We start from the raw sequence: 26,736 nt of genomic DNA on the forward strand, positions 1-26,736 counted from the left end.
AAATCCTTTTTTTACTACTTGACCTTCTCTGACCTTTGTACTATAATTAAACTAGATAATAAATTAAAATTGGATAAATTGTATTAAAGGAGGAAGATAAAAATGGATATGGAAAAATTTACACGGAAAGCACAGCAGAGCCTGGTAGAAGCACAAAATGTTGCTCAGGATTATCAGCATCAAGAAATCTTTCCTTCCCATCTATTTAAAGCCTTATTAAATCAGGATGATGGAATAGTCATCCCACTACTGCAGAAGGCAGAAGCAAATCTGCCAGAACTTAAGACAGAAAACGAAAAACTGCTCAAAAAATTACCACAGGTTTATTCAGAACAGAGCGGACAGGCATACATGTCTCATCAGCTCAATGATATTATGCGAGAAGCTGAAAAACAGGCAGATGCTTTAGATGATCAATATATATCAACTGAACATTTTTTACTTGCTATTTTAAGAGATCGCAAAACTGAATTAGGAAAGATGCTTTACGAGAAAAATTTAAACTATAATGATCTTAAACAAATCATTCAGGAAATGCGGGGAGGCAGCAAAATCGATTCCCAGCAGGGAGAAGAGGGTTTTAACGTTTTAGAAAAATATACAATTGATATTACAGAACAGGCAAAAGACGGAAAACTTGATCCGGTTATCGGCCGTGATAATTTAATTAGGAGAGTTATGCAGGTTCTATCTCGCCGCCGCAAAAACAATCCGGTTTTAATTGGCGAACCAGGTGTAGGTAAAACGGCAATTGTAGAAGGTTTGGCTCAGAGAATAATTAATGGTGATGTTCCAGAGGGTTTAAAAAATAAAAAAGTTATTTCTCTCGATATGGGTTCCTTAGTTGCAGGAACCAAATTTAGAGGTGAATTTGAAGAAAGATTGAAATCAGTTTTAAAAGAGATTAAAAAAGCCGAAGGCCAGATTATACTCTTTATTGATGAAATGCATACTTTAGTTGGAGCAGGAGCTACAGAAGGATCAATGGATGCAGCTAACCTCTTAAAACCAGCTCTGGCACGCGGTGAACTACACTGTGTAGGAGCAACTACTTTAGCAGAGTACAAAAAGCATATCGAAAAGGATGCGGCTTTAGAGCGCAGATTCCAGCCGGTTCAGGTTTCGGAGCCTGATATCGATGACACAGTTTCAATCTTAAGAGGTTTAAAAGAAAAATATGAGATTCACCATGGAATAAAAATTACTGATAATGCAATTGTAGCTGCCGCTAAACTTTCTGACCGCTATCTAACTGAAAGGTTTCTACCTGATAAGGCAATTGACTTAATTGATGAGGCGGCTTCGAAAATTAGAATTGAAATTGATTCTATGCCTTTAGAAATTGATGAACTTGACCGTAAAGTAAGGCGCCTGGAAACAGAAAGAGAGGCCTTAAAAAATGAAGATACTGAAGAGGCCCGGGAAAGACTCCACGAAATCGAAGAAAAGCTGCAGGAATTAAAGGATCGGCGTGATCCCCTGCGCTTAAAATGGAAAAATGAAAAAGATCAGCTGGCTAAAATGCAGGAATTGAAAGAAAAAATAGATCAGATTGAATATCGAGCTGAAGCTGCCGAAAGAGAGGCCAATTATGAGGAAGCAGCACGTCTTCGCTATGGTGAACTGAATGAGCTTCGTAAAGAACTGGCAGAGGTAAGTAAGAGGGTAGAAGAATCTCAAAAAGATGCCAATCATCTGGTTAAAGAAGAGGTAACAGAAGAAGATATTGCGGAAATTGTATCTCTCTGGACCGATATTCCACTGCAGAAGCTGATGGAAGCAGAAAAAGAAAAGCTGATTAACTTAGAAGATGAGTTAGAAAAAAGAGTTGTTGGTCAGCACGATGCAGTTAAGGCAGTAAGTAATGCAATTCGTCGCTCTCGCACAGGTCTCCAGGATGCAGATCGACCACTGGCTTCATTTATGTTTATGGGACCAACTGGAGTCGGTAAGACGGAGCTGGCTAAGACACTGGCAGCTTATCTTTTTGATGATGAACGGGCTCTAACCAGAATCGATATGTCAGAATATATGGAACGCCATGCAGTTTCTAAACTGATTGGTTCACCCCCCGGTTATGTCGGGTTTGAGGAAGGTGGACAGCTAACAGAAAAAGTTAGACGCAATCCTTATTCTGTGATTTTATTTGATGAAATAGAAAAAGCTCATCCGGATGTATTTAATATCCTGCTGCAGATTCTTGATGATGGTGTTTTAACAGACAGTCAGGGTAAGGAAGTTGACTTTAGAAATACAGTTATTATTATGACTTCCAATGTCGGTTCCCAGTATATTCAGGATTTAGATGATGAAGCAAAGATTAAAGAAGAAATTGATGAAGCCCTAAAGGAACAGTTTAGACCTGAATTTTTAAACAGAATTGACGAAAAAATTATTTTCCATTCCTTAAGCAAAAATGATATCTTTAAAATTATTGATATTCAGGTTTCATATCTGCAGGATAACCTATCTGAACAGGATATTGAAATAGATTTAACTAGAGCGGCTAAAGAAGAGCTCTTAGAACTTGGATTTGATCCCGCTTATGGTGCTCGTCCGTTGAGAAGAGTTATTCAAAATCAGATTAAAGATGAGCTTGCCATGCTCCTACTGGAGGAAAAGATTAAAGAAGGAGATACAGTAGAAGTTGATTTTGTAAATGGAGAATTTAGATTTAAAAATTATAACAATTAAGTATTATTAAAAAAAACATTTTTTAGGCAGACCGGTAAAATTACTGGTCTGCTTTTTTAATGAAGGAATATATTTATCTATCACGAAGTATATTTACTGTACATAAATTATTTATCAGATTAACCAATATATATAGAAATGAGAGGGTTTTAAATGTCTAAAGAAAAGAATAATATACGTTTATTTATTTTTGTCACAGCTTTTTACTGGTTTTCCATGTATGCCTATATTCCAACTTTTTCTCCCTACATAGAATCACTTGGTGCCTCACATAAGATGATTGGTTTGATTTTAGGCTCATATGGTTTTACACAGATGTTAATTCGAATTCCACTGGGTATTTATTCTGATAGGATTAATAGAAAAAAGATTTTTGTAAATATCGGAATTCTGCTCAGTCTAATTAGTACTACCGGGATGTGGTTTGCTGAGACTCCAGCTTTAATTTTGATTTTTCGTTCACTTGCAGGAGCTTCTGCAGCTACCTGGGTTAGTTTTACAGTCTTATTCTCTTCTTATTTTAAAAAGGATGATACTGCCCATGCTATTGGTCTAATTAATGCATCTAATAAATCCGGTCAGGTCGCGGGTATGCTTTTAGGAGGAATAATTGCTCAGGCCCTGGGTCAGCAGTTTCCATTTTTACTGGCAGCAGCTGGGGCAGTAATAGGTTTTATTTTAAGTCTCAGTGTGGATGAAAAGAAAGATATCGATCACAGGGCAATTACTTTTCGCGAAATCTTGAAGGTTGCCAGAAATAAAAGTCTATTGACAGTTTCATTTTTGGCAATTTTAATGATGATGATTGCTCATTCTACCACTTTTGGCTTTATTCCGGTAGCAGCTAAAAATTTAGGAGCAACAAGTTTCCATTTAGGACTATTGACCACTATCACAACAATTCCGGGGATTCTTTCTTCCTATCTAAGCGGCAGCTATTTCAGTCAGCGACTTGGCGAAAAGACTACAGTAACAATTGGATTTATCTTACTAGCATTTTCCTGTTTAATGGTACCTTTTATTGATCATCTCTACATATTATATTTTAACCAGATGCTAAATGGCTTTGCTCAGGGGATGATTTTTCCTGTCTTAATGGGACTGAGCATCAAAAATGTAGAAGCAAACAAAAGGGGAACCGCGATGGGTTTTTTTCAGGCAATTTACGGATTGGGAATGTTTATCGGACCAATTTTTGTTGGCACGATAAGTGATTTTGCTGGATTGAAAATGGGCTTCTGGATGATTGGGTTGGTAGGAATTTTGGGGGCGATTTTAAGCCGTTTTTATAAAAATGAAAGAGTTTAAAAATTAGTCAATTGAAATTTATTAGGTACTATAATTAATATAATGATAGGAGAGCAAGATGAATCAAAAACAAATAATAAGGCAGTTAAGTAAAAGTAAAAATAAATATATAAGTTTGATTGGAGTTATAGAAAACTATGGGATAGAAAGCAGTTTTCAAGCTGGGGACTCACTTTTGATTACTGTCAAAACAGACCACTTATGGTGCTATCCGGCTGTCGAATGTGAAAAAGATTTAAAAGAATTATTGGGAAAATTTCAATATCAGACACTTTATTTTGCTTCTTTAGAAGAGTGGATGCTTCCGATTATCGATCAGCAAAGAAAAATTGAATGGGAATTGAAGACTGAAAGACTAATACTGCCTGAAAAAATTGTAGTAAGTAATAATAACAGCCTTAGTGGAAATAAAAAATTTATGGAAAAAGACTTTAAAATCAGGGAGCTTAAAGCTGAAGATACCGATTTTATCTTTTCCCACTCTCACTACCAACAATTTACTTCAAAAGCATATATTAAAGAACGGATTGCTGCAGACTGTTCAATTGGGATTTTTCTTGCAGATGAACTTGCTGGCTGGGGTTTGACTCATGATGATGGCGCATTAGGTTTTATTCATGTCAGAAAATCTTTTCGGAAAAAAGGTTTGGCCCACCTGATTATGGAGCAGTTAATTAGAGATAAAAGAAGTAATAAACGTAATATCTTTTTAAATGTAGAACCGAATAATTCAAAGGCAAAAAAGTTATTTTATTCACTTGGCTTTAAGTTTGACAGAATGATTAGTTGGATAAAGTTAAAAGACTAATTTTTTATTAAAGGCAAGAATAAATAATTCACGGTGGATTAATTAAATAATTGGAGGGAATAAAAATGAAAGAAAAAGAAATTATTGAAAAGACCGACAGGCCAATAACAAAAAATTCTTTGGTCAAAGATCTAAAAAAGCTTAATTTAGAAGGGGAGATAGTAATTGTCCATTCCGCCCTCAGTAAACTTGGCTGGGTCTGTGGAGGAGCGGTAGCTTTAATTGAAGCTCTGCAGGAAGCTGTTACTGATGCAGGAACTCTTATAATGCCTGCCCATAGTGGTGATTACTCAGAACCAAAATACTGGGGAAACCCTCCTGTACCTGAGGAGTGGTATCAGATAATTAGAAATGAAATGCCTGCTTACAGGCCAGAAATAACTCCCACCCGAGGACTTGGTTTGACACCAGAAATCTTCCGTAAATTTCCAGATGTCTTAAGAAGTGATCACCCCTGTCTTTCATTTTCAGCCTGGGGAAAGGAAGCAGAAAATATCACGGCAGATCATAAGCTGGATTATGCTCTGGGAGATAATTCGCCCCTGGCCAGAATTTATGAAAGAGAAGGTAAGATACTTTTAATTGGAGTCGGTCATGACAGCAATACCTCATTACACCTGGCAGAATACCGGGCAGAACATGATCTTAAAATTAAAATATTTGGTTCTTCAATCTTAAAAGATGGGGAAAATGTATGGACAACATATCAGGACATTGAATTTAATGATGATTTATTTACTGTAATTGGAAAAGAGTATGAGTCAAAATATAAATATAGTAGAGCAAAGGTGGGACTGGCAGAAGCAAAATTATTTAATCAGAAAGAAATGGTAGATTTTGCTGTTAACTGGTTGGAAAAACGAGAAGAATAGTTAATAATTTATTGATTTTAGGCATTTAAAAGGAGAAAATAATGAAAGCATTAATTTTAAATGGTGAAGAACTGAATGACATTTCTTTGGATCAGGTTTCAAAAGAGATCAGAAAAGAGCTTCTGTTTAAAGATTTTGAAGTTAAAGAGATTCTATTAAAAGAGAAAGAGATTGCTGATTATCTGGGTTGTTTTAAGTGCTGGGTTAAAACACCTGGAATCTGTATAATTAATGACTATGGTAGAGAGGTTGCAGCTGAGCTAATCAATTCTGACCTTTTAATTTTTTTGACTCCAGTGGTTTTTGGAAGCTACTCTTATCAGCTGAAAAAAGCACTGGACAGAATGATTCCACTTATTTCTCCTTATTTTAAGAAAGTAAAAGGAGAAATTCATCATAAAAAACGTTATCCAAAGTATCTCTCACTTTTAGCTGTTGGAATAATGAAAGAAACCAGCCAATTTCAGCGTAAAATCTTTAAAGAACTGGTAAAAAGAAACAGCCTCAATTTTCATTCCCCAGCTTCTGAAGTTGAAGTTTTTAATGCAGCTGATTTTGACAGTTTAAAGCTTAAAGATATTATAAAGAAATTTTCCGAAAAAGTAGGTGAAAGTAATGACAATTAAAAAGGCCATTTTATTAATTGGGAGTCCTAAAGGTATGGAAAGTTCATCTGCCAGTCTGGGGACTTATCTGCTTTCGAAAATTGAAGAATATGATATTATGACTGAAAAGGTACATCTTCATTCTGAAATAGCAACTGAAGCTAAAAGAATTATGTTTTTAGACAAAATTGAGGAAGCAGATTTTATAATCCTCGCGGCTCCACTTTATGTTGATACTCTGCCGGCAAAAGTAATAAAAGCTTTAAGACTAATTGCTGAGAAAAGAAAAACCTTATATTTTGATGACATTAAGTCTGCAAAAAATCAGAGTTTTATTGCAGTAGTTAATTGTGGTTTTCCAGAAGCCGAACAGAATAAGACGGCACTTAAAATTTATCAGGAATTTGCCAGGGAGGCTAAACTTAAATATCTAGGTGGAATTGCAGTTGGCATGGGAGGTGCAGTTAGCGGTAAATCTCTTTCAGAAATGGGAGGAATGGCTAAAGATTTAGTTGCAGGTCTTGATCAGGCAGCAGATGATATTGTGAGGAACCATCAGTTATCAGATTTTGTAGTTGAAAAAACTTCTAAACCTATGATTTCTCAGAAATGGCTTTATACTTTAGTTGGTAATTTTACCTGGCGTTTTCAGGCTTTAAGGAACGGTGTCTACAGTAGAATGAAAGATAGGCCTTATCAAAAGGAGGAAGCTTAATGATTAAGAATCTGGAATTAAATAAAAAATTGTGGCTTATAACTGCAATTTTATCACTTCTAGTTTCTTTAACTGGTCTGATTAATCAGGATATCTATTCTAAAGTTGTCAGCAAGGAAATACTACCGGGGGTTGTTTCTCAGGATTTGATTACGTTTATCATAAGTATTCTGTTGATCTATATTACCCTTAAGGTTACAAAGACAGCAATTAAACCTCAAATAATTGCTTTAAGTTTTTTAGCCTATATATTTTATGCCTACAGCATTTATGTAATAGAACAGATCTATAACTCATTTTATTTATTCTATCTTTTACTGAGCTCACTTTCTTTCTGGTCAATAGTAGTGACTCTGACCAATTATGATAAAAGCTATTTTAAAGAATTGAAACTGAATAAATACCTTAAATACCTTACAATTACCTTTTTAATTTTAATTCCCCTACTTTTTTGTTTTCTCTGGTCAAGTCAGCTTTTACCGTTAATGGCAGCAGGAGAAAAGAAAGAATTTACCTTTTCAATCTACATTCTCGACCTGATTTTTGTGCTTCCTGCCATGATAATTACAGCTCTAATTTTAATAAAGGATAAAATTATTGGTTATTTGTTGGCTCCAGCTCTTTTTTTTAAAGCTTTTACTTTGCTTTTTTCTGTTGCCATTGGTAGTTTTTTGCGACCATTATACAATGTTAATTTCAGTGCAGAACAAGCATTTTTTTATCTTATACTTTCACTTTCTTTTCTGGCCTTATCAATATTAAATTTTGTACAGCTTAAAATAACAACTAAAAAATAAATTTATAAAAATAAAGGAAAAATAAGCCAGATAAAGAAATATAAGAATATGGAAACTAATAAGAGATAGGAGCTTATCTATTAAATGAGATTAACGCTAAATCAAGGCAAAAATCTGATTTGTGTACGTTTTGATTATGATGAAGTTGTAATTAGAAAAATGAATACAATCCCTGGTAGCCGCTGGAATCCAAAAAGAAAGTACTGGACTTTTGAAAATAATTACAGCAATTTGGCCCTGTTTTTAGAAATGTTTAAGCATAAATATCTACTTTTTGAGTCAAGAATAAAAGATTTTACTGCGCCAGAATTAATAGCAAATTATTTTAATTCTTATTATTTACCACAATTTGAAAAGAAGTTGAAGTTAAAAGGTTATTCTCAAAATTCAATTAAAGCATATTTAAATCACAATAAGTCATTTATTAAATATATTAAAAAAGATCTATTTAGAATAGAAATGTCTGATGTTAATGATTATGTATTATATTTACTGGAAGAATTAAATAATACTCATTCGTATGCCAACCAGTTTATCAGTGCTTTCAAAACTTTTAATAATTTAATTTTGGAATTGGATGGAATTAATAATAAATTGTTTCGGCCAAAAAAGAAAAAGAAATTACCTAAAGTTTTAAATAAGACAGAGGTTAAGGATATTATTTCAGCGGTTGATAATCTAAAGCATCAGCTTATTTTAATTTTAACTTATTCTGCTGGTTTGAGAGTAAGTGAGGTAGTGAAATTAAAAATTTCTGATATTGATTCTAATAGAATGTTGATTTATATCCGTTCTGCGAAGGGGTATAAAGATAGGTATACTCTGCTATCTAAAAGTGCTTTAAACAAACTAAGACTATATTTAAAAGCTTTTCGGGTGCATAAATATGATGCTCAGTGGCTTTTTCCTGGTCAGGATAAGGATAAGCATCTGTCAAAGCGGAGTGCCCAGAAGATTTTTAAGCGCGCCTGCAGACAAGCTGGAATTAATAAAGAGGTCGGAATTCATTCGTTGAGACATTCTTTTGCTACCCATTTGCTGGAGCAGGGAGTTGATTTGAGGTATATACAAAATCTGCTGGGACATAAGAGTTCTACAACAACAGAAATTTACACTCATGTTAGCAATAAAAATCTAATTGAAATTACTAATCCTTTTGATAAGTTATAGAGATATACAGATTTTAACGAAATGACATTCGTGAAGATCCAAAAATAATGATTTTAATGAAATTTCATTCGCAAATAAGCAAGTTATACGCAATAATGATTAAACAGCAGCAAATTAAGAAAAAAAGATAAGAGAAGGGTTGGGGCATCGCTAACTGAAGCTAATTTACTCCCAACCGCTTAGAAATTAATAATTGTAAGTTTCTAGTGTTTAAACAATAAACCTGGGCAATTATAATTTAGCAAATTATTTGCATATATCAAAGAGTAAATTAGTCACTGTTCGATCTTCACGAACTTCGTGAAGATGTAATATAGTACAGAATATACGAAGGCTTGTTGGTAAAGTGTTGATATCATAAGTCAGCAAGTTGAAGAAAGATAAAATTTTTTATGCGGCAAATCATTACAGCGCATAACATGGGATTGAAGATTCCGCTGCGCTCCATCCAAATTCGTTCGGTAAGGGCAGTCGCCCTAGACCTCACGAACTTCTTAAATCCCAGTAACGTTATATGCAATACTGATTTAGCAGCGCAGCAGCAATAAAGAGAGAAGAAAAAGGGTTGGATCATCGCAAGATGAAATTAATTTACTTTCTCCGGGGTAGGGAAATAGAAACTGAAAGTTTTCTAACTTACATAAGTGCTTTTAGAAAACCATAAGAGCAACTTTATGATAGGCAACAGCATCTATCTTCAAATTCCATGAGTATTGTTATTCAGGCACTTCATGAAGATGTAATATATTTAGATATTTATGAAATGCTAGCTAGTTAAGGGAATCGATGAAAAAAGGTTAGCAATTTGAAGATAGAAGTAGTTTATCAGCTTCGATAAATCAGTACAGCATATAACATGGGATTAACGGCATGCCCTCTGGCACAAAGTTAGCATTTAAACAATTACGGATATGATAGCTAACTTTGCACCAGGTCTGTGGACACCGGGCACACCGCGAATCCCAGTACCGTTATACGAAAGCGAGGCGAAAATCAAAATAATTATAAGGAGGACATATATGTCAATAAATTTTAAAAGAATATCAAGTGATGGGGAGGATTTTGAACTTTTGTGTAGAGATCTATTAGAGAGCAAAGGTATAGAAGTGATTTCTCAACCATCTCGTGGACCAGATCTAAAAAAAGATTTTATTATTAAAATGAAGACAAAAGATAAAATAGGAAGAAAAGAAGAAATAACTTATTTAGTCCAGTGCAAGCATAAGGCTCATAGTGGTAAATCGGTTTACGAAAGTGAGATAGGTAATTTTCAAAGCGCATGCGATATACATAATACTGATGGTTATTTTTTAATAACTAGTAGTGTACCTTCTAAAACAGTTCAAGAGCAATTAGAAGCTTCAAATAAAAATAACAAATTAAAAACTTGTATTTGGGATAGAAAAAAGCTTGAATATGAAATAGAAAATAGTACAAATTTTAAATCCATAATTGAACGTTACAATTTAAAAGAGCCTTTAGAAACTATTTTTACATACATAAAGAGTTTCGCTTTACAGGAGCTATCTAATTTTTTCGATTTTAATAAAGAAGTTAGTAAGGATGATTTGAAAGGATTAATATTTACACAAATAATTTATAATGAAAATGGGCAGAAAAAAGAAGAAAATCATGGTTATTTTTGTACACTAAATGAATGCACAGAAAGTTATATTAAAAAGTTAAAAAAACAATATAAACTTGAAAGTTTAATTATTGTAGATAATGATACTACTGGTGAAAACATTCTTGATACAGAACAATTTTATGAACATATTCAAGAATATAAAGATAGTTGGTATCAATATAAAATATGGGAGCTATTTAAATATTGTGGTCCTGTAAATCCTAGTTGGATAAGGGTAATAGAAAAGATAATTAGACAATTACCATTTAAAGCTCAAAAAATAACTATAGAAAATTTAAAAAAATACGTCTCTTTTAATTCGAAACAAGTTAATATATTTCTTATAATTGAAGCGGCAAATGCGATTGCTCAATTAAACTTGCAAGAATTGAAAAGGGATGTTTTTAGGACCATTAAAAACATTCCAAATTTAAAAACAAATAATGATACTACAATTTCATTATTGACTTCAAAATTAATATTTTCATTAATTAAATTAGAAGAAGAAAATTTAGAATTGAAAGAAGAATTTATTCAACTTTTTAGAGAATCAGACAATGTGAAATTTAAATGTTATATTTTAGACTATTTTGCTATGTTTGAGATAGAAGAAATTTCTTCTGATGTCCTAGAAATGCGTAAAAGTTCAGGTGAAAAATATATTTCACTTAATCATGGAATTCATTATAATAACAAACAAATAAAAATTGTTAAAAATCATGCTAAAGTATCAATTTCAAAGCATACTGAAAAATATTTAAATAGAATTAATAAATGATTATTAGTAAAAATGCCTCGCCATCGTATAACATGGGATTGGCGTCATGCCTTCTGTCATAAAGCTTGCAGGTTAACCAATAACGGATACGGAAAAGCAAGCTTTACGCCAGTTCCTACGGAACCAGGCACGAGCGCAAATCCCAGTAACGTTATGTGACATAATGCCAAAGAATTTGTCATATGTTAGACATTGGTAAATATTCGTAAGGTTTTTGTAGTTAGTTTTTATACGAATATACATTTGATAGTTAAAATTAAGAAAGGGGGGGAGAATGATGGCAGTAAAGCATATAAAAACTGGGATCGTACATAGTGGAGTAAAAGGCGGAAAAACTGGTTGTGGAATTGATACTAGAAAAAAACCAAGTCATTGGGTAAATACCAGTTCTAAAATTACTTGTGATAAAGACGGCTGCAAAAACTAATTATCATAAAATCAAGTAACCGGCATCTATATTAGTAGGTGAACGGTTACTTGGTTTTGATTGAGCTGGTTTATTGAAAAAATCTTTTAGCTTTGGGTTTGAATTGTGTATTTATCTGTGTACGCATGTAAATTTCTTTCAGTAATGTTTATGGTGAGGGATAAAAATGGAATTTGGTTTTTTAAATGAAAATAATAGTTATACTACTAAATTTATTGAAATAAGGCCGTTAAATGATATTAATAAAAAAATAAAATTTTTAAAAGATAATTTTTATATAAAAAACGGTTGGATATATCCACCTATAAAAACTGATATAAAAGGAAATTCTACTAGACCTGTGGTTTGGTATGGACTTCCTAGTTCACATAAATTAGTTTTAAAGATTTCAAATAATAAAGATTTACAGGATTTTATTCCAATATTTTTTGGATTTCTAAAGGGATTACATATGTTTCGTGACGGATGGGGACATTATTATAAAACTCCTATAAATGAAGGTAAATTAATTCGGTTTTATTGTACAAAGGAAGAAATTTGTATAATTCTCGATAAGGTAATAAATTTGTATAAAAACGACTATGACATTTTTAAAAATTACTATGCTGCAATTCATTGGTTTTTGTTTGGACAAAGTTATTCTCATGTGTTTGAGAAATTTGATGCACAGTATCGAGTGTTAGATTGTTGCTATAAGATATCTACAGAGTTAAATCATATTAATAGAGCAAGATATCATGCCGAAAGAATAGAAAAGTTATGCACTTATTATGATATCTTTTTACCCAATTGGGCAAAATCAAAGGATGGAAAGTCAACTTTATCAGAATTAAGAAATAACTTAATACATGAAGCAAAATATGCTGGAGAACCAGTTGGTCTTAATTCTGATGACAAACAACTTTGGTTCAATTTAAAATTAATAAATGAAAGAATTTTATTATCAATATTAGGAGTTAAATCTAAAATGTTTTCAAATAAATTAGTTAGGTCTCGTTATGCCTTAGATTGGATAAAGTAATAAGGCATTACGTCGCATAACATGGTATTTCCGCAGACGGCAAAACCCAGCCTGCCCTTCGGGACATTGACTTTGTCATGATTAATGCAAAATTCGGCATAAATCATGACAACCCTATGGGACGTCAACGTCGGAAATACCAGGGACGTTAGACGAAATCTATTAAATTTATTAATTTTATAAGGAGGAATTAGATGGCTGATGTTCGTGATTTTATATATTTAGACCAAAGAAGAGTTTTATCATTTGGATCGCAATTACTTGGTGGACTAGCTGATACTATCATTACAAAAGAGAAAACTGAAAAAAATAGTGTTAAAAACATAGATGTCAAAGGGAAAATTAGTGGTGGTGCTAAGATAGGAGAGGAGTCTTTAGCATTAATACAAACTCTGATCAGTTGGATAGGACAAGCTAATATTGAAATTTCAGGCGAATTAAATCCACAATTTAGCAGTAAAAAAATTAATAATAATGAAAGAACGCAGTCGAAATTATTGGATCACTTTCAATTTTCATTATTACATAATGCTTTAGTTGAGCAAAACTTACTAAAAAATTTAGATAATTATAAACCACATGAATGGAGTAAAGGAAAAGTATCAAAAGATCTTAAACCTGGAGATTTTATAGAAATAACTTCAAGGGTTAGGATTTTTGATGTATCACATTTAGAAGGAATAGCTACTGGGTTGGAAAAGTTTGTAGAAGTGTTAGGACAAATATCCGCTTCTGAAAAAGTTAATACAATGATTAAAAATGGTACAAATCCTGATGAAGCGTTCGAATATTTAAATGAAAATGCAATTGAAATTGGTTATAATGGTTTATTATCCGCATTTGGAAATGATACAAATCCTTTGGAATTAAATGCTATGATTGATTTGATGAAAGACATAGCTAATGGTGGATTTGCTAAAGTTCCTATGCATGTGATAGCAAGGCCTGTAGTAGCTTCAAGTAAAGATACTAGTTTTGTTGCTCCTATAAGGACAGAGCATTTATTGGATAATAAAGATGAGTTAATTTTTAAATATGGACATGAGCCAGAACAAGATTGGAAAGTATTAGGGCAAATTTGCAAAATACCTAAAATAAAAAGTAATAATAATTTTAATTTCAAAACCCCTGATTTCTCAAATGCTAATAAAATTAATGAATTTATAAAAGAAGTTACAAACATTTTTACAGAAATAGGTTCACAAGTGGGAATTCAATCTTTTGTAGAGCACCCTAATATTTCTATTAATTTGATAGCATTATATAGATAAGAATAGACTTCGTCTAACAGCAAGGTTTACGGTTCCACTATCGTTCCACCCAAATTCAAGTGCCTAACATAAGAGCTATGTAAGGCCCTTGAACTTCGTAAACCTGCAGGACGTTAGACGAAAGGCTAAGTAGGTGATTTAAATCAAAACAATACTTAAATTTATAGAAAAAAATCTATATGCTTTTTCTTACTATGATGATTCATGGGATTCATATAATAATATGTATTTTTATGACTTTAATGGTCGACTATTATTCATTGATTCTGGTAAGAGCAAAAATAAAAATTTATTAATTAATACTTTTGATTTATTAGGACTTTCTACATCAGATATTGCTTGGTTTTTAGCCACTCATGGTCATAAAGATCATATAGGTGGAGCAAAGCTTTTCACCAATGCAGAAAAATTTATTCATAAGGATGACTTTGATTTATTAAGTTCTGAATCTAAATTAGATTTTATAGATGTAAAAAAATTTAATAAAAAATTAAAGAAAAGTTATAAATATGAAATAATTCATTTAGGGCATCATACAGAAGGCTCAATAGCAATATATGATAAAGAATTAAAAGCTTTATTTATTGGCGATCATATATGTTTTTTTGGTTTTCCAATACCTGATGATAATCTCGTATATGAGGGTGAAGAATTAAGGGAAAAACAAAAATACTTAATTAAAGAAATTGTTGAAAAACCTAATTCATATAAAGAAAATAACTTAAAGAAATTTTTTGAGGGTTTAAGAGAAATAAAAAAATATGATATCAAATATCTTTGTACAGGACATGGAGTTATATTAAAAGATAAAATTGATAAATTTATTGAAGAGCTTATTAGCCTGAATATATATAATTAAACTATTATGTCCGCCCAACGCATAACATGGGATTGGCGTCATGCCTTCTGTCATAAAGCTTGCAGATTACCCAATCACGGATATGGAAAAGCAAGCTTTACGCCAGTTCCTACGGAATCAGGCACGAGCGCAAATCCCAGTAACGTTAGATGAAATAAAAAAGCTTTAAATTTTTTAAATATGAAAGGTGAATATAGTGAATAAAGAAAAGAGTGATAATAAAAAACCTAATAATTCTTATTTGTTTGGGAAAATAACTGGAGGTATTTTATTTTCAACTATAATTATAAATCATTTTGATTTGATACCAAAATATAGTTATATAATTGGATTAATTTTAAAATATATATTATTAGTACTGTTATTTGTATTTTTTATAAATGTATTTAGTTTATTAATAAGAAAAAATACTGTATTTTTTTCTTTAACGAATATATTCTTGTTTTATTCAGGAGTAATTTTTAGTCACGAACTTTTAAAATTATTAATACAACTAACAAAATATTTTAAAACATTATTTGGTTTTCCTAAAAATATTTTCCTTGATATTTTATTTTTTCTTTTAAATATTGGAGCCTATATATGTATATTTAAAAGTAATAATATTTATTTATTATATTCATCTATTATTATTTTAATTTTTAATGTGTATATAACTTGTTATTTATTATTTACTTGGATAATGAATCCACTAGTATCAATGAAATGGGCAAATTATTATGGTAAAAAGCTTTGGGATTTAATTGTTAGAGGTATAAAAAATCAAAAAGAAAAACTTTATCCAGATCCTGCTTTTAAAAAGCTTTTAAATTACTTTGAAGAATCTATAATTAGGAAGCTTAATAATAAATATATTAATAAATTTTCAAAAGAAGTTAATTTAAAAAATAAATTAATTAGAAGTTTTTTAAGCTTGTTATTAACTTTTTTGATTCTTAATGTAATTAATTTTTCATTGAATTTCTATGCACTATATAAAATAGAGGCTAATAATATAATTGGTATCAATAATAATTATTTTGATTTTTTACTTTTTAGTATAACTAATCTAATAAATTTTAATTTTGAATCTGTTATTATAAATTCATATTTAGCAAAATTCTTAGTTATTAGCGAAAAATATCTTTCAATATACTATTTAACAGTAATAATTTTTGTCTTCACATCAATTACAGAAACTGCAGCAGAAATAAGGATAAAAGAAGCTCAAGAAACAATAACTAAAATAAAAAATCAACTAGAAGACATGAGAAAAAATTGTGAAGATTGGATAGAAGATAATAAGAAGAATAATAAAAAATAACTTTTTTACTTCATCTAACATGGGATTGAAGGTTCCGCTGCGCTCCACGCAAATTCATTCAGCAAGGGCGGTCGCCCTAAGCTTCATGAACTTCTTAAATCCCAATAACGTTAGACGAAATGGTATAAGCTTTTAAAAATAGACCAGTTTTAGGAGGAAAAATGAAGATGAAATTAAATAATTGGACAATTATTAGTGGTGAGAATGGTCAAATAGATGATGGACAATTGATTTATGAACCAGAGGATGAAAAAGGAAATCCAGAAATGTGTTATTTTAAAAGTGATAAATATTTTAACGAAGGTGAAATTTCTTTTAAAGTAAAAGCTGAAACTTCCTGTACTAGTATAGGAATTCAACATAAGATCAGGGAAAATGGTGAAATAGTTAATATGAAAATCGGACATGCCTTTAAAAGTGAAGCTTTTGGTTTTGATATAGAGGGAATTGGAAATAAAAAAGGTTCTTTAAAACATTTTGATTTAAATAATGAATTATTCTTTAAAATCAAAGTAAAGGGTTCAAAAGTTAGATTATTAGTTAATAATATTGAAATAATTAATAGTACAGCAAATTTATTGGAAAATCAACTAACTTTTTTTATGAGATCTAAAAAGAGAGTAAAAATTCATGATGTTGAGGTTAACTCATATAAATTAAAAGCTTTTGTTGTAATGCAATTTTCGGAAGAATTTAACCAATTATATAAAGATGTTATTGCTCCAATATGTGAAAATAAAGATATTGAAAGTATAAGAGCTGATAATATTTACTCAAGTACTCCGATACTTAAAGATATAACTGAAAATATTAAGGATTCTTCTCTAATTATTGCTGAAATTACTCCTAATAATCCGAATGTTTTTTATGAAATCGGATATGCTCATGCAATTAATAAACCAACTATACTATTGTGTGAACGAAATAGTCGTGACAAATTACCTTTCGACCTTTCAGGATTTAGAGTCATATTTTATGAAAATACAATTGCTGGAAAAAAGAGAATTGAAAATGAATTAGAAAGATTTCTTGATAATATATTCCGTAACGAATAAAAAGAGTTTTATTTAAAAACAATTTTAAAGTAATATAACAACCACTTCGTCTAACATGGGATTGAAGGTTCCGCTGCGCTCCACGCAAATTCATTCGGCAAGCCAGGTCTGGCTAAGCCTCATGAACTTCTTAAATCCCAGTAACGTTAGACGACATAGACTTAGATAGTTAGCAAAGTGCATTTTCATAATAATATTGGAAAGGAAGAATATTTTATGAATAAAAAGAGAGGACAGTTTTTTAAACTAGAACTAATATGGCCACAACTCTCAAATTTGGTCTTAGAAAGAATGAGTGGTAGTGATAATAGCAATGAAATACAAAATATTCTCAATAATAGTTCTTTATACATGATTTGTCAAAAATCTGTTGGATATTTTGAAATAATTAATATTGATAGGAATAAGCATGAAATTAAGTTGAATTATATAACTAAATATAAAAATAAAATAAAAAGTAAGTCATTTTTAAAAATTAATTATGCCGAATATTTTAAAAAATATGATTTAAAAACTGAAAATATTGTATTAGTACCTGAACCTTTAGATGAAGGTGATATAAAAAATAATAAAGACATAATTAGAGCTATTCTATTTGTTGATCATTTAAATAATGAAATAATTACAGCTATAAATCCTGAAACAGCTGTATATTCAGCTTCTACCAATGAGAATTGGATAGAATTTAAGGAATATAAACAATATATTACATTTGATCTTCACTATATAGGTATTTCAAATAATGGTTCATATGAACGTTTAATAAATAATCCCCATGGAAAAAGATTAACAATATTATCAAAAGAAACAAGATATGATACTCATGAGAACTTAACAAATGAATTATTTTTATTGTTTTTTAATTTAAAGCCTATTGTAGGCACTAATGAATTTAATTCTGAAAGTGAAATTTTAGAAAAAGATTTTGATTTTTCTTATGATAACACGAAACTTACTAGTGATGCAGAGAAAGCACTTATTTCTATTTTAAAACCTAAGTATAATAAAATAGAATATTCTAAATATCCGATTTCTAAAGATGGTTTTTATAATTCTAATTTAAATACTGTATCATATTTAATAGCTAATGATATTATATTAGAAACTGAAGTTGGGAAAATACAAGGGAAGTATTCAACAGATAGTTACTCTTTAATATCTGATTCAAATATAGATATATTTTCGTTTCATTTTTAAATTAATATATTAATAAAAAAGTCTACGTCGTCTAACATTGGATTGGCGTCATGCCTTCTGTCATAAAGCTTGCAGGCTAACCATAACGGATATGAAAAAGCAAGCTTTACGCCAGTTCCTAACGGAACCAGGCACGAGCGCAAATCCCAGTAACGTTATGTGACATTAGGCTAACTAAGTTTTCTTCGGCTTGGGAGTGCCAAGATGGATTCGTAAAATGCTATTGAAAAAATAAAAACCAATAATAATTAAATCTATAATTTCAAATCTAATAGTTAAGATCAAAATAAATTACAGTTGAATCGCTTATCAAAAGTCTCAGGTATAAAGTCTTAATGAACGAAAAATGTAAAAAGTTATTAAGCATTAAAAAATATTTTGAGTAAATCTTAATGAAGTAACTTTCGTGAAGATAGTAAAAGCAAATTATCAATGATAAGCACTGCAGCAGATACTATTAATTTAATAAAAAAGAAGAGAAGAGATCTTAATTAATAATAAAAATATTTTTGATTAATCTTTAATGTGAATTGTTAATAAACTGAAAATATAAAAGCCTTATTGTCCATTATAAAAATTTAGTAAATCTATATGAAGTAAGTTTCGGGAAAATCTAGAATTTTAAGTATCAATGAGAAGTATAGCAGCAATAATAAATAATAAAAAAGTAAAGATTTTTACGCCTAACAGTCACATTCGTGACATTAGGCTGGGTCAATTATCTTTATCTCTTAGAAGTTCCGAGATGGATTTATAAAATGTTCGTAACTAATAAAGAAATAATTAATAATTAAACCTGCAATTTTGCAGGTATTTTTTGCTATTACAAGAATTATATTATTAATGTTATAGTTTTATAGAAATAATTATTAAGAGAAGAGAACGTTATAAAATAGTTTTAAGCTAATATAAAATTCAAAGCAGCAATGATAAGTATTAAAATAAAAGATCAGAAAAGAAAAACGTTGGGCGAGAATACTTATAACCGCCTAACAGTCACATAACATGGGATTGGCGTCATGCCTTCTGTCATAAAGCTTGCAGGCTTACCAATTACGGATATGAAAACGCAAGCTTTATGCCAGTTCCTGACGGAACCAGGCACGAGCGCAAATCCCAGTAACGTTATCTGAAATACTAAGCCAATCATCTAATAATAATTTTTTTCATAGATTTTATTTATATCAATAAAAATGAATTGGGAGGGATATTTAATGGAATTTTATGAAAAGGATAAAGTTAGAAATTGGAGAAACTATAATGGGTGCATTTTGGGCGAAAAAGTATGGGGTAGATTCCAAAATAATATTTTCATACCCAATCATGGGGGATATGAAAAAGGTGAATTTCCAGTTGTTTGGTGTAATCATGACGAAAAGCCTTGCGATGTAGACTTAGAAGAATTGTGTGTAGTAAGAATTGATCATGAGGAAGAATAGCATTTCTCATTATAAAATAATTAAAACTTGTTTTAAATAAATAATCATTATGCTAATACTGATATAAAATAAAAGGAAGGAGTTTTTATGACTGATATAAGAAAAGGAATTAATGAAATACTTGCTCAATTTTTAGAAGACCCTAGCAGAGAAGATTTGAAAGAATTATTTATGTCTCATTTAGGAGAAACCAATTCATTAGATTTCAAAGAGTCGTGGCCTGAAAAATCTAAAATGGCTAGACATGTACTAGCATTTGCAAACAGTGGTGGCGGTTGTATATTATTTGGGGTAACTGATGATTATGATAATATAGGTTTATCAGAATACAAAGATGAAGCCACTTTTAAAGATGAAGTTGAAGGATATGTTCCAAATAGAGTTATAAGTAAAGATATAGTAATAATAAATTTTAATTTTGAAGATGCTGGATATCAAGAAATTGAAGGAGATAAATTCCAGGTTTTAATTATAGAAGACGATCCAAATTATATCCCATTTATTTCTAAAGAAAATGGTAGCTCTATAAAGAAAAATGCTATTTATACTAGAAAAGGTACAACTTCCGTAGAATCGTCATATGAAGATTTACAAGGTATGATATCAAGAAAAATCAAATCAGGATATACGACTAGTTTAGAATTAGATGACGAGATGAATCAGTTAAAACTTCTTTATTCAAATATTGATGAGTATTATAGATATAATGTTCTTGAGAATTTATCTGATGTATTTACTAGTTCTGGATTAATTCAGCATAGACAAGAAAACCCACATTTTCCTGAAGAAAGTTTCGATGAATTTGTTTCTAGAATGATAGACGGAAAAAAGGAAAAAATAGAGAAGATGCTAGGTCTTAAATAATTAAAAATATAAATTTTCGTACTTCAGATAACATGGGATTGGCGTCATGCCTTCTGTCATAAAGCTTGCAGGTTAACCAATCACGGATACGGAAAAAGCAAGCTTTCTGCCAGTTCCTAAAGGAACCAGGCACGAGCGCAAATCCCAGTAACGTTATACGACATTAAACTCGGTGGGTGCGTTTCAGCGTAGAAAGAACGAGATGGATTTGTAAAACTCTCTAAGGTAATTGAAGAGCATTAATAAAAATTAAATCAATAATTTTAGATCTTATGGTTAAGATCAAAATAATTCTTGAACAAATCGCTTTTTAAAAGTGTCAGGTGTAAAGTCTTAATTAACGAAAAGTGTAAAAAGTTATTTGTCATTAAAATTTTCTGCTGTAAATCTTAATTAAATAAGTTTCATGAAGATAGCAAATTCAATATATCAATGAGAGGTATTGCAGCAACTAATAATAAGTGAATTAATAAAAGAAAAGAGATAATAAAAAATTTATCCGCCTAACAGTCACAGTTGTGACATTAGGCTGGGTCAAGTGTCTTTATTGCTTAGAAGTTTCGAGATGGATTGACAAGATGCGCTTTAGAAAATCAAAAAAGAGAAATAATAATTAAACCTGTTACTATGCAGGTATTTTTTTCTTTTACATGAAGTATATTAATAATAAATCGATTTCTGCAAGTAAAACTAAATTAATAGATTTTTATTCTGCAACTTTCGGGAATATTAATTGCAATCCTTTAAAGTTGGTAAAAATATTATGAACTTAACTTCGTGAAGATCTAATAATTTTAGTAAAAAAATAATTATTTTAATTAAACATACTCATTTAAGGCACTAATGAGTATGTTTAAGAGTTACTGAGTATATTTATTCAGGAACCAAAATAATAAAAGAGAAGAAATTAAAAGAGCTGTCGTTTAACAGTCGTATAACATGGGATTGGCGTCATGCCTTCTGTCATAAAGCTTGCAGATTAAACAATAACGGATATGAAAAAGCAAGCTTTACGCCAGTTCCTAACGGAATCAGGCACGAGCGCAAATCCCAGGGACGTTAGACGAAATCCCTTGAAACCAATAAGGAGTGAAACTATGAAGAAAAGTGATATCAATATTGTTAAAAAAAGAGAAATGATTAATAAAGAATGCTTTTATGATAGTAATATAGATAATACATATTATTCGTTGGATATAAATGAGAAAAATCAGTTATATAGTTTTAATATTGACAATAAAGATTTGGGGAAAATCCTTTTAAAATTAAAAGGTCAAATAGAAATGACCTTGGGTTATGATAAACTGAAAGATTCTTGTGATGCAACAAAAGAAGAGCTAGATCAAATTGTAAATTATCATGTAAAAAATCACGAAAAATGTTCAACTTGTGATTTGAAATTTGATCATTGCTATAAATGTGTATTTGATTATGAGACTCCTTTAGAAAAATATTTATTTAGAGAATATAAAAAAAGAAATATTGATGATAGAGATTTTAAAGAAGACTTAGAAAAAATAAAAGATGCTCATGAAAATTTTGAAAGCTGTCAAGGTTATTGTAAATTCCAAAATGAGAATTGTTATGATTGTATTTTAACCTGTCAGAGTCCCTTAGAGCAAATATTTTATCTTGAAGCTTTAAAAAGAGGGTTAGGATCAAAAATAAAATTACAAATGATAATAACTAAAGAAGGCAAAATTTATGATGATATAGATAAAGTTAATAAAAATAATATATTAACAATTCCAGATTTTTATTTAGATAAAGAAGATCAAAAATTATGTTTATATACAGATGGATTTACATATCATGAAAGAACTGAAAAACAAGCAATAAGAGATCGAAATATAGATAGGGAACTTCAAAAAATGGGGTTTGAAGTAATGAGATACACAACTAAAGAAGTTAGGAATAATATTGAAGACATAATTTCTTCAATTATTTAGTACTTATTATAAAAAGACGGGACTTCGTCTAACATGGGATTGGCGTCATGCCTTCTGTCATAAAGCTTGCAGGTTAACCAATAACGGATATGAAAAAGCAAGCTTTACGCCAGTTCCTGCGGAATCAGTCACGAGCGCAAATCCCAGGGACGTTATATGCAATAACAGCCTGGATTGCAAGTAAAGAACATCTCTAGCAGGAAGGATAAAACTTATGAAACCCAAATTAGAATCTGCTTACATAGCTGTAGAAAATATTGATAGAGCAATAAATTTTTATGAATGGTTTTTAGAAAGATCAGCAACTAAGAAAGGGGAGAGTTTATATCTCTTTGATGTAGATGGATTTCGCCTTTTCTTGTTTGATCATAATAATGAGAATGAAGAAGTAAAGTATGGAGATAACTGCTTATTAAGTTTTGAAGTTGATGATGCTAGAAAAACAAAAGAAAAGTTAGAAGACCGTAATTTAAAGATCGTTTTTCCGTTAACTAAAATCCAGGATAATTTAGTATTTGAGTTCGAAGATCCTGAAGGAAACCATATAGAGGTCTTTTCTAAGGTATCAGCATCAAAATAAAGTAATAATTAAGGAAAAGTTCATCGTGACTATCGGCTGTTACAGCATATAACATGGGATTGCCGTTAGGCTAAAGAGCAAGCCTACCCTTCGGGACATGCCTTCTGTCACAAAGCTTGCAATAATTGCAGCAAGATATCTGGAAGGCAAGCTTTCCGCCAGGCCTGAGGGCACAGGCACGTCGGAAATCCCAGTAACGTTATGTGAAATGCTAAGTTTAAAATTTTTGTGGACTTTTGGAGGAAATTTATGAAATTAAAAGAAATTTTAAAAATAAAAAATTTAGACAAATATAGAATTAAAATCGTTAGACATACAACTGAACGTAAATATATTAAAGATTTGATTTTGCAAGATAATTTTGCTCTTTATCAATCGGTTCAAAAAAATGATGTTTTTAGTAAATATGATTATATTATAACTTTTAAAGCAATTGAAGGAACACATTCTTTGCTTCATCGGATGTATGAAATTAATGGATTTAAAAAAATTGATAGTTTACCAGAAAATTTATTATCAATAAAGGAACCCGAAAATTGGGGAGTAGGCCCTTTTTACAAGTATGATATGAAAAGAGTTAATAAATTAAGCGATCTTGAAGAAAGATTAGTTATCGATTGGGGAAAATCAGCACTTTCATGGCATCAAAAAAAATTAGATAAAAAAGTAGTAGAAATATTACCAGAAAGTTTTGTTAAAATTTTTCCTGGTTATGAAGAGGTTATATTATCTTTTGAGGAATTATCAAAAATGATAAATAACCCAGTATCTAATAGGCAATGGAAAACAGCTCTATCAAGTGTTTACGGAGTATATTTAATATTAAATAAAAAGAATGGTATGCAATATGTAGGATCTGCATATGGTAACGAGGGTATTTGGGGGCGATGGTCAACTTATGTAAGAAATAAACATGGTAATAATAAGTTAATAAAAGAATTATTAAATTCTAATCCAAATCATTATAAACATTTTCAATTTAGCATCTTAAATATAGTTCCTAATACTGCCATGAAAGAAGAAGTTCTTCGGCTTGAGGCAAAGAACAAAGAGAAATTAGGATCAAGAGTTTTTGGGCTAAATGATAATTAATATAAAATTACGCACTTCACATAACATGGGATTGGCGTCATGCCTTCTGTCATAAAGCTTGCAATATTAAGCAGCAAGAAATATTACGACAAGCTTTACGCCAGTTCCTGGCGGAACCAGGCACAAGCGCAAATCCCAGTAACGTTATACGAAATAATAACTGAACATCGGCAAATAAGAGAAAAAGATAAAAGAAGGGTTGGATCATCGCTTACTGCTATGAACTAGCTCCTCCAAATGAAGAAAATAATCACTGCAGATTTCAAGTGGTTTTAACAATAGACTTGGACAATTATAATTTACAAAATTATTTACATATATCAAAGAATAAATTAGTCACTGATTGATCTTCACGCACTTCGTGAAGATTTAATATAGTGCAGAATATACGAAGTACTAGCTGGTTAAGAGTTAATATCATTGTTCAGTAAGTTGAAGAAAGATAAAATATTTTACGCAGCCAGTTATTACAGCGCATAACATGGGATTGAAGATTTCGCTTCGCTCCATCCAAATTCGTTCGGTAAGGGCGGTCGCCCTAGACCTCACGAACTTCTTAAATCCCAGTAACGTTATCCGAAATAACTATAACCAAGAGAGGAGTTAAAAAGTGTATATTAAAGAAATAGCTATATCAGGTTATAAAACTTTAGTAGATTTTAAATTTGAAGAGATACAAGAAGGTTTAAATATATTAGTTGGAAAAAATAATGTAGGAAAAAGTAATATTTTAAAGGCTCTTGAAATTTTTTTTACTCGTCAAGGTACTTTAAGAAAAGATGAGATTGCAAATTCTTTTGATTCATTTTTAAATAATAGAGATAACATTTATATGGAAATTGTTTTTGCTAATGCTTCCAATATGTTTAATAATAATGAAAATGAGGTAAGTTTAAAAATTGATTTGAATGAAAATAATAGAAAATATATGTTAAAAAAACAAGGCAAATATATAAATATGTCTAAAAATAGCTTTTTTAAAAATAATCCAAAATATATTTATTTTGGTGATTTAAATGAAATTAATTTTAATTCAGATGATTTGCAGCAACTATATTCTATAAATAATTCAAATGAAAGAAGAAAAATTGAAACTAATGCTTCTCAGTTTTTACAATTTATTTTAAATACAAACATTAATATTTCAATTAATATAAAAAATGATAATACCTATAGCATTGATGTAATTGATAGTTACGGAAATAGTAATTTATTATCGAATAAAAGTTCTGGTTTACAACAATTAGTTTACTTAGGATTAGTTTTTTCTTTTAATTTATTGAAAAAACCAGAAAATATTATTTTAGGTATTGAAGAACCTGAATCTAATTTACATACTTCATTACAAAAAAGACTTTTTAAAAGAATAAGGGAGATTTCTGAAGCATATTCTATACAAATTTTTTTAACAACACATTCTCCAATTTTTATTGATAAATTTAATCATAAATCTGTCCATCATGTTAAAAGAAATAATAAAATGCATACAAAAGTATTAAAAGAAAGTTATAGAAATAATTGGTTTGACATAAGAAAGGACTTAGGTTTAGGTGTTAACGATTCGCTATTTGTAGGAGAATTTAATTTACTTGTTGAAGGACCTACTGAAAAAATTATATTCCCAAAAATAATAAAAATATTACATGATAAAGATTTAATTAGTTTTAGTGAAGAAGATATTAATTTGTTAAGTGCTCAGGGAGCTTCTAACTTACATTATTTTTCTAAATTAATATCTCAAATGGAATTACCAACTATTGTTTTAGTAGACAAAGATCAAGAAGGAAATAATGCAAAAGATAAAATTGAAGAAGATAATTTTTTTAACAAGTTAAGGGTTATCTCGTTAGATAAAGAAGAATATGAAGAATGTGAAATTGAAGATTTAATTAGTGATGATATATTATTAAAAAGTATAAATGAGTTATATAATAGCTCATTAAATAATGAAGATCTATTAAAAGCTCGAAAAAATGAACATCATGAAGAGGCAGGTTTAATAAAGTTTTCAAAGGCATTTAAGAAACTTGATCTAGAAAAAGATAGAGATTTATCTAAATTAAACCTTGCAACAAAAATAAAAAGCAATTTAGATGAAGAATCTGATTTAAAATTAATTCAACAATTTTTTATAGAAATGGATAGTTTTTATAAAGAGTTTATGTAATATAGTTACTTCGGATAACATGGGATTAGCGTCATGCCTTCTGTCATAAAGCTTGCAGGCTAACCAATCACGGATATGAAAACGCAAGCTTTACGCCAGTTCCTAGCGGAACCAGGCACGAGCGCAAATCCCAGTAAC

General features: G+C 30.3%; 22 protein-coding genes. All 22 read left to right on the forward strand.

The genetic code is table 11. The features are described from left to right. The first annotated feature begins 102 nt into the window (after nt 1–102). The 22 genes from clpB (at nt 103) to BW929_RS00455 (ending at nt 26,598) form a co-directional block, all read left to right on the forward strand. Complete coding sequence (clpB, locus tag BW929_RS00355) at nt 103–2,694, forward strand: ATP-dependent chaperone ClpB (protein ID WP_076543384.1); 2,592 nt, start codon at nt 103–105, stop codon at nt 2,692–2,694. Between the two features lie 153 nt (nt 2,695–2,847). Beyond that, complete coding sequence (locus BW929_RS00360; RefSeq protein ID WP_076543385.1) at nt 2,848–4,002, forward strand: MFS transporter; 1,155 nt, start codon at nt 2,848–2,850, stop codon at nt 4,000–4,002. A gap of 58 nt (nt 4,003–4,060) precedes the next feature. Further along, a complete protein-coding gene (locus BW929_RS00365) occupies nt 4,061–4,810 on the forward strand; it encodes a GNAT family N-acetyltransferase (RefSeq protein ID WP_076543386.1) in 750 nt (249 codons plus the stop codon). A gap of 65 nt (nt 4,811–4,875) precedes the next feature. Beyond that, nucleotides 4,876–5,682 (forward strand): AAC(3) family N-acetyltransferase, encoded by an 807-nt coding sequence (locus tag BW929_RS00370; RefSeq protein ID WP_076543387.1) that lies wholly within the window; start codon nt 4,876–4,878, stop codon nt 5,680–5,682. A 41-nt stretch (nt 5,683–5,723) separates the two neighbouring features. Continuing rightward, nucleotides 5,724–6,308, forward strand: a complete 585-nt coding sequence (locus BW929_RS00375; protein WP_076543388.1) for a flavodoxin family protein — start codon at nt 5,724–5,726, stop codon at nt 6,306–6,308. Beyond that, a complete protein-coding gene (locus BW929_RS00380) occupies nt 6,298–7,002 on the forward strand; it encodes a flavodoxin family protein (protein ID WP_076543389.1) in 705 nt (234 codons plus the stop codon). The genes BW929_RS00375 and BW929_RS00380 overlap by 11 nt, the downstream gene beginning before the upstream one ends. Continuing rightward, nucleotides 7,002–7,799, forward strand: coding sequence for a hypothetical protein (locus BW929_RS00385; RefSeq protein ID WP_076543390.1), 798 nt, complete (start codon nt 7,002–7,004; stop codon nt 7,797–7,799). Before BW929_RS00380 ends, BW929_RS00385 begins: the two co-directional genes overlap by 1 nt. A gap of 84 nt (nt 7,800–7,883) precedes the next feature. Then, a complete protein-coding gene (gene xerA / locus BW929_RS00390) occupies nt 7,884–8,969 on the forward strand; it encodes a site-specific tyrosine recombinase/integron integrase (protein WP_076543391.1) in 1,086 nt (361 codons plus the stop codon). Nucleotides 8,970–9,988: 1,019 nt separating this feature from the next. Then, a complete protein-coding gene (locus BW929_RS00395; RefSeq protein WP_076543392.1) occupies nt 9,989–11,374 on the forward strand; it encodes a restriction endonuclease in 1,386 nt (461 codons plus the stop codon). Nucleotides 11,375–11,651: 277 nt separating this feature from the next. Continuing rightward, nucleotides 11,652–11,801, forward strand: coding sequence for a hypothetical protein (locus tag BW929_RS15320; protein ID WP_200805201.1), 150 nt, complete (start codon nt 11,652–11,654; stop codon nt 11,799–11,801). Between the two features lie 166 nt (nt 11,802–11,967). Further along, nucleotides 11,968–12,822 carry a hypothetical protein gene (locus BW929_RS00400; RefSeq protein ID WP_076543393.1) on the forward strand — a complete coding sequence of 285 codons (855 nt, stop codon included), beginning with the start codon at nt 11,968–11,970 and terminating at the stop codon, nt 12,820–12,822. Between the two features lie 194 nt (nt 12,823–13,016). Beyond that, nucleotides 13,017–14,093 carry a DUF6414 family protein gene (locus BW929_RS00405; RefSeq protein WP_076543394.1) on the forward strand — a complete coding sequence of 359 codons (1,077 nt, stop codon included), beginning with the start codon at nt 13,017–13,019 and terminating at the stop codon, nt 14,091–14,093. A 223-nt stretch (nt 14,094–14,316) separates the two neighbouring features. Continuing rightward, nucleotides 14,317–14,952 (forward strand): MBL fold metallo-hydrolase, encoded by a 636-nt coding sequence (locus tag BW929_RS00410; protein WP_084566034.1) that lies wholly within the window; start codon nt 14,317–14,319, stop codon nt 14,950–14,952. Between the two features lie 196 nt (nt 14,953–15,148). Then, nucleotides 15,149–16,255 (forward strand): hypothetical protein, encoded by a 1,107-nt coding sequence (locus BW929_RS00415; RefSeq protein WP_076543396.1) that lies wholly within the window; start codon nt 15,149–15,151, stop codon nt 16,253–16,255. Nucleotides 16,256–16,422: 167 nt separating this feature from the next. Further along, nucleotides 16,423–17,310 carry a TIR domain-containing protein gene (locus BW929_RS00420; protein WP_076543397.1) on the forward strand — a complete coding sequence of 296 codons (888 nt, stop codon included), beginning with the start codon at nt 16,423–16,425 and terminating at the stop codon, nt 17,308–17,310. Between the two features lie 216 nt (nt 17,311–17,526). After that, nucleotides 17,527–18,507 (forward strand): hypothetical protein, encoded by a 981-nt coding sequence (locus tag BW929_RS00425; RefSeq protein WP_076543398.1) that lies wholly within the window; start codon nt 17,527–17,529, stop codon nt 18,505–18,507. A gap of 1,214 nt (nt 18,508–19,721) precedes the next feature. After that, complete coding sequence (locus tag BW929_RS00430) at nt 19,722–19,946, forward strand: hypothetical protein (RefSeq protein WP_076543399.1); 225 nt, start codon at nt 19,722–19,724, stop codon at nt 19,944–19,946. A gap of 87 nt (nt 19,947–20,033) precedes the next feature. Then, entirely contained in the window at nt 20,034–20,810 is a 777-nt protein-coding gene (locus tag BW929_RS00435) for an AlbA family DNA-binding domain-containing protein (protein WP_076543400.1), read from the forward strand. Between the two features lie 1,097 nt (nt 20,811–21,907). Further along, the gene (locus BW929_RS00440; protein ID WP_076543401.1) at nt 21,908–22,759 is read left to right on the forward strand and encodes a DUF559 domain-containing protein; all 852 of its coding nucleotides are present in this window, start codon (nt 21,908–21,910) and stop codon (nt 22,757–22,759) included. A gap of 214 nt (nt 22,760–22,973) precedes the next feature. Continuing rightward, nucleotides 22,974–23,339 (forward strand): VOC family protein, encoded by a 366-nt coding sequence (locus tag BW929_RS00445; protein ID WP_076543402.1) that lies wholly within the window; start codon nt 22,974–22,976, stop codon nt 23,337–23,339. A 249-nt stretch (nt 23,340–23,588) separates the two neighbouring features. Beyond that, entirely contained in the window at nt 23,589–24,431 is an 843-nt protein-coding gene (locus BW929_RS00450; protein ID WP_076543403.1) for a GIY-YIG nuclease family protein, read from the forward strand. Nucleotides 24,432–25,041: 610 nt separating this feature from the next. Beyond that, nucleotides 25,042–26,598 (forward strand): ATP-dependent nuclease, encoded by a 1,557-nt coding sequence (locus BW929_RS00455; protein ID WP_076543404.1) that lies wholly within the window; start codon nt 25,042–25,044, stop codon nt 26,596–26,598. Nucleotides 26,599–26,736: the final 138 nt, after the last annotated feature.

The organism is Halanaerobium kushneri, assembly GCF_900156285.1.
Classification (GTDB): Bacteria; Bacillota; Halanaerobiia; order Halanaerobiales; family Halanaerobiaceae; genus Halanaerobium; species Halanaerobium kushneri.

What these genes read in the sequence shown, in the direction of transcription:
- BW929_RS00435 (WP_076543400.1), top strand. Translation starts at nt 20,034, where the DNA reads ATGACTGATATAAGAAAAGGAATTAATGAAATACTTGCTCAATTTTTA.
- BW929_RS00365 (WP_076543386.1), top strand. Translation starts at nt 4,061, where the DNA reads ATGAATCAAAAACAAATAATAAGGCAGTTAAGTAAAAGTAAAAATAAA.
- BW929_RS00440 (WP_076543401.1), top strand. Translation starts at nt 21,908, where the DNA reads ATGAAGAAAAGTGATATCAATATTGTTAAAAAAAGAGAAATGATTAAT.
- BW929_RS00420 (WP_076543397.1), top strand. Translation starts at nt 16,423, where the DNA reads ATGAAATTAAATAATTGGACAATTATTAGTGGTGAGAATGGTCAAATA.
- BW929_RS00425 (WP_076543398.1), top strand. Translation starts at nt 17,527, where the DNA reads ATGAATAAAAAGAGAGGACAGTTTTTTAAACTAGAACTAATATGGCCA.
- clpB (WP_076543384.1), top strand. Translation starts at nt 103, where the DNA reads ATGGATATGGAAAAATTTACACGGAAAGCACAGCAGAGCCTGGTAGAA.
- BW929_RS00360 (WP_076543385.1), top strand. Translation starts at nt 2,848, where the DNA reads ATGTCTAAAGAAAAGAATAATATACGTTTATTTATTTTTGTCACAGCT.
- BW929_RS00445 (WP_076543402.1), top strand. Translation starts at nt 22,974, where the DNA reads ATGAAACCCAAATTAGAATCTGCTTACATAGCTGTAGAAAATATTGAT.
- BW929_RS00450 (WP_076543403.1), top strand. Translation starts at nt 23,589, where the DNA reads ATGAAATTAAAAGAAATTTTAAAAATAAAAAATTTAGACAAATATAGA.
- BW929_RS00385 (WP_076543390.1), top strand. Translation starts at nt 7,002, where the DNA reads ATGATTAAGAATCTGGAATTAAATAAAAAATTGTGGCTTATAACTGCA.
- BW929_RS00380 (WP_076543389.1), top strand. Translation starts at nt 6,298, where the DNA reads ATGACAATTAAAAAGGCCATTTTATTAATTGGGAGTCCTAAAGGTATG.
- BW929_RS00405 (WP_076543394.1), top strand. Translation starts at nt 13,017, where the DNA reads ATGGCTGATGTTCGTGATTTTATATATTTAGACCAAAGAAGAGTTTTA.
- BW929_RS00410 (WP_084566034.1), top strand. Translation starts at nt 14,317, where the DNA reads ATGTATTTTTATGACTTTAATGGTCGACTATTATTCATTGATTCTGGT.
- BW929_RS00400 (WP_076543393.1), top strand. Translation starts at nt 11,968, where the DNA reads ATGGAATTTGGTTTTTTAAATGAAAATAATAGTTATACTACTAAATTT.
- BW929_RS00370 (WP_076543387.1), top strand. Translation starts at nt 4,876, where the DNA reads ATGAAAGAAAAAGAAATTATTGAAAAGACCGACAGGCCAATAACAAAA.
- BW929_RS00430 (WP_076543399.1), top strand. Translation starts at nt 19,722, where the DNA reads ATGGAATTTTATGAAAAGGATAAAGTTAGAAATTGGAGAAACTATAAT.
- BW929_RS00375 (WP_076543388.1), top strand. Translation starts at nt 5,724, where the DNA reads ATGAAAGCATTAATTTTAAATGGTGAAGAACTGAATGACATTTCTTTG.
- BW929_RS15320 (WP_200805201.1), top strand. Translation starts at nt 11,652, where the DNA reads ATGGCAGTAAAGCATATAAAAACTGGGATCGTACATAGTGGAGTAAAA.
- BW929_RS00395 (WP_076543392.1), top strand. Translation starts at nt 9,989, where the DNA reads ATGTCAATAAATTTTAAAAGAATATCAAGTGATGGGGAGGATTTTGAA.
- xerA (WP_076543391.1), top strand. Translation starts at nt 7,884, where the DNA reads ATGAGATTAACGCTAAATCAAGGCAAAAATCTGATTTGTGTACGTTTT.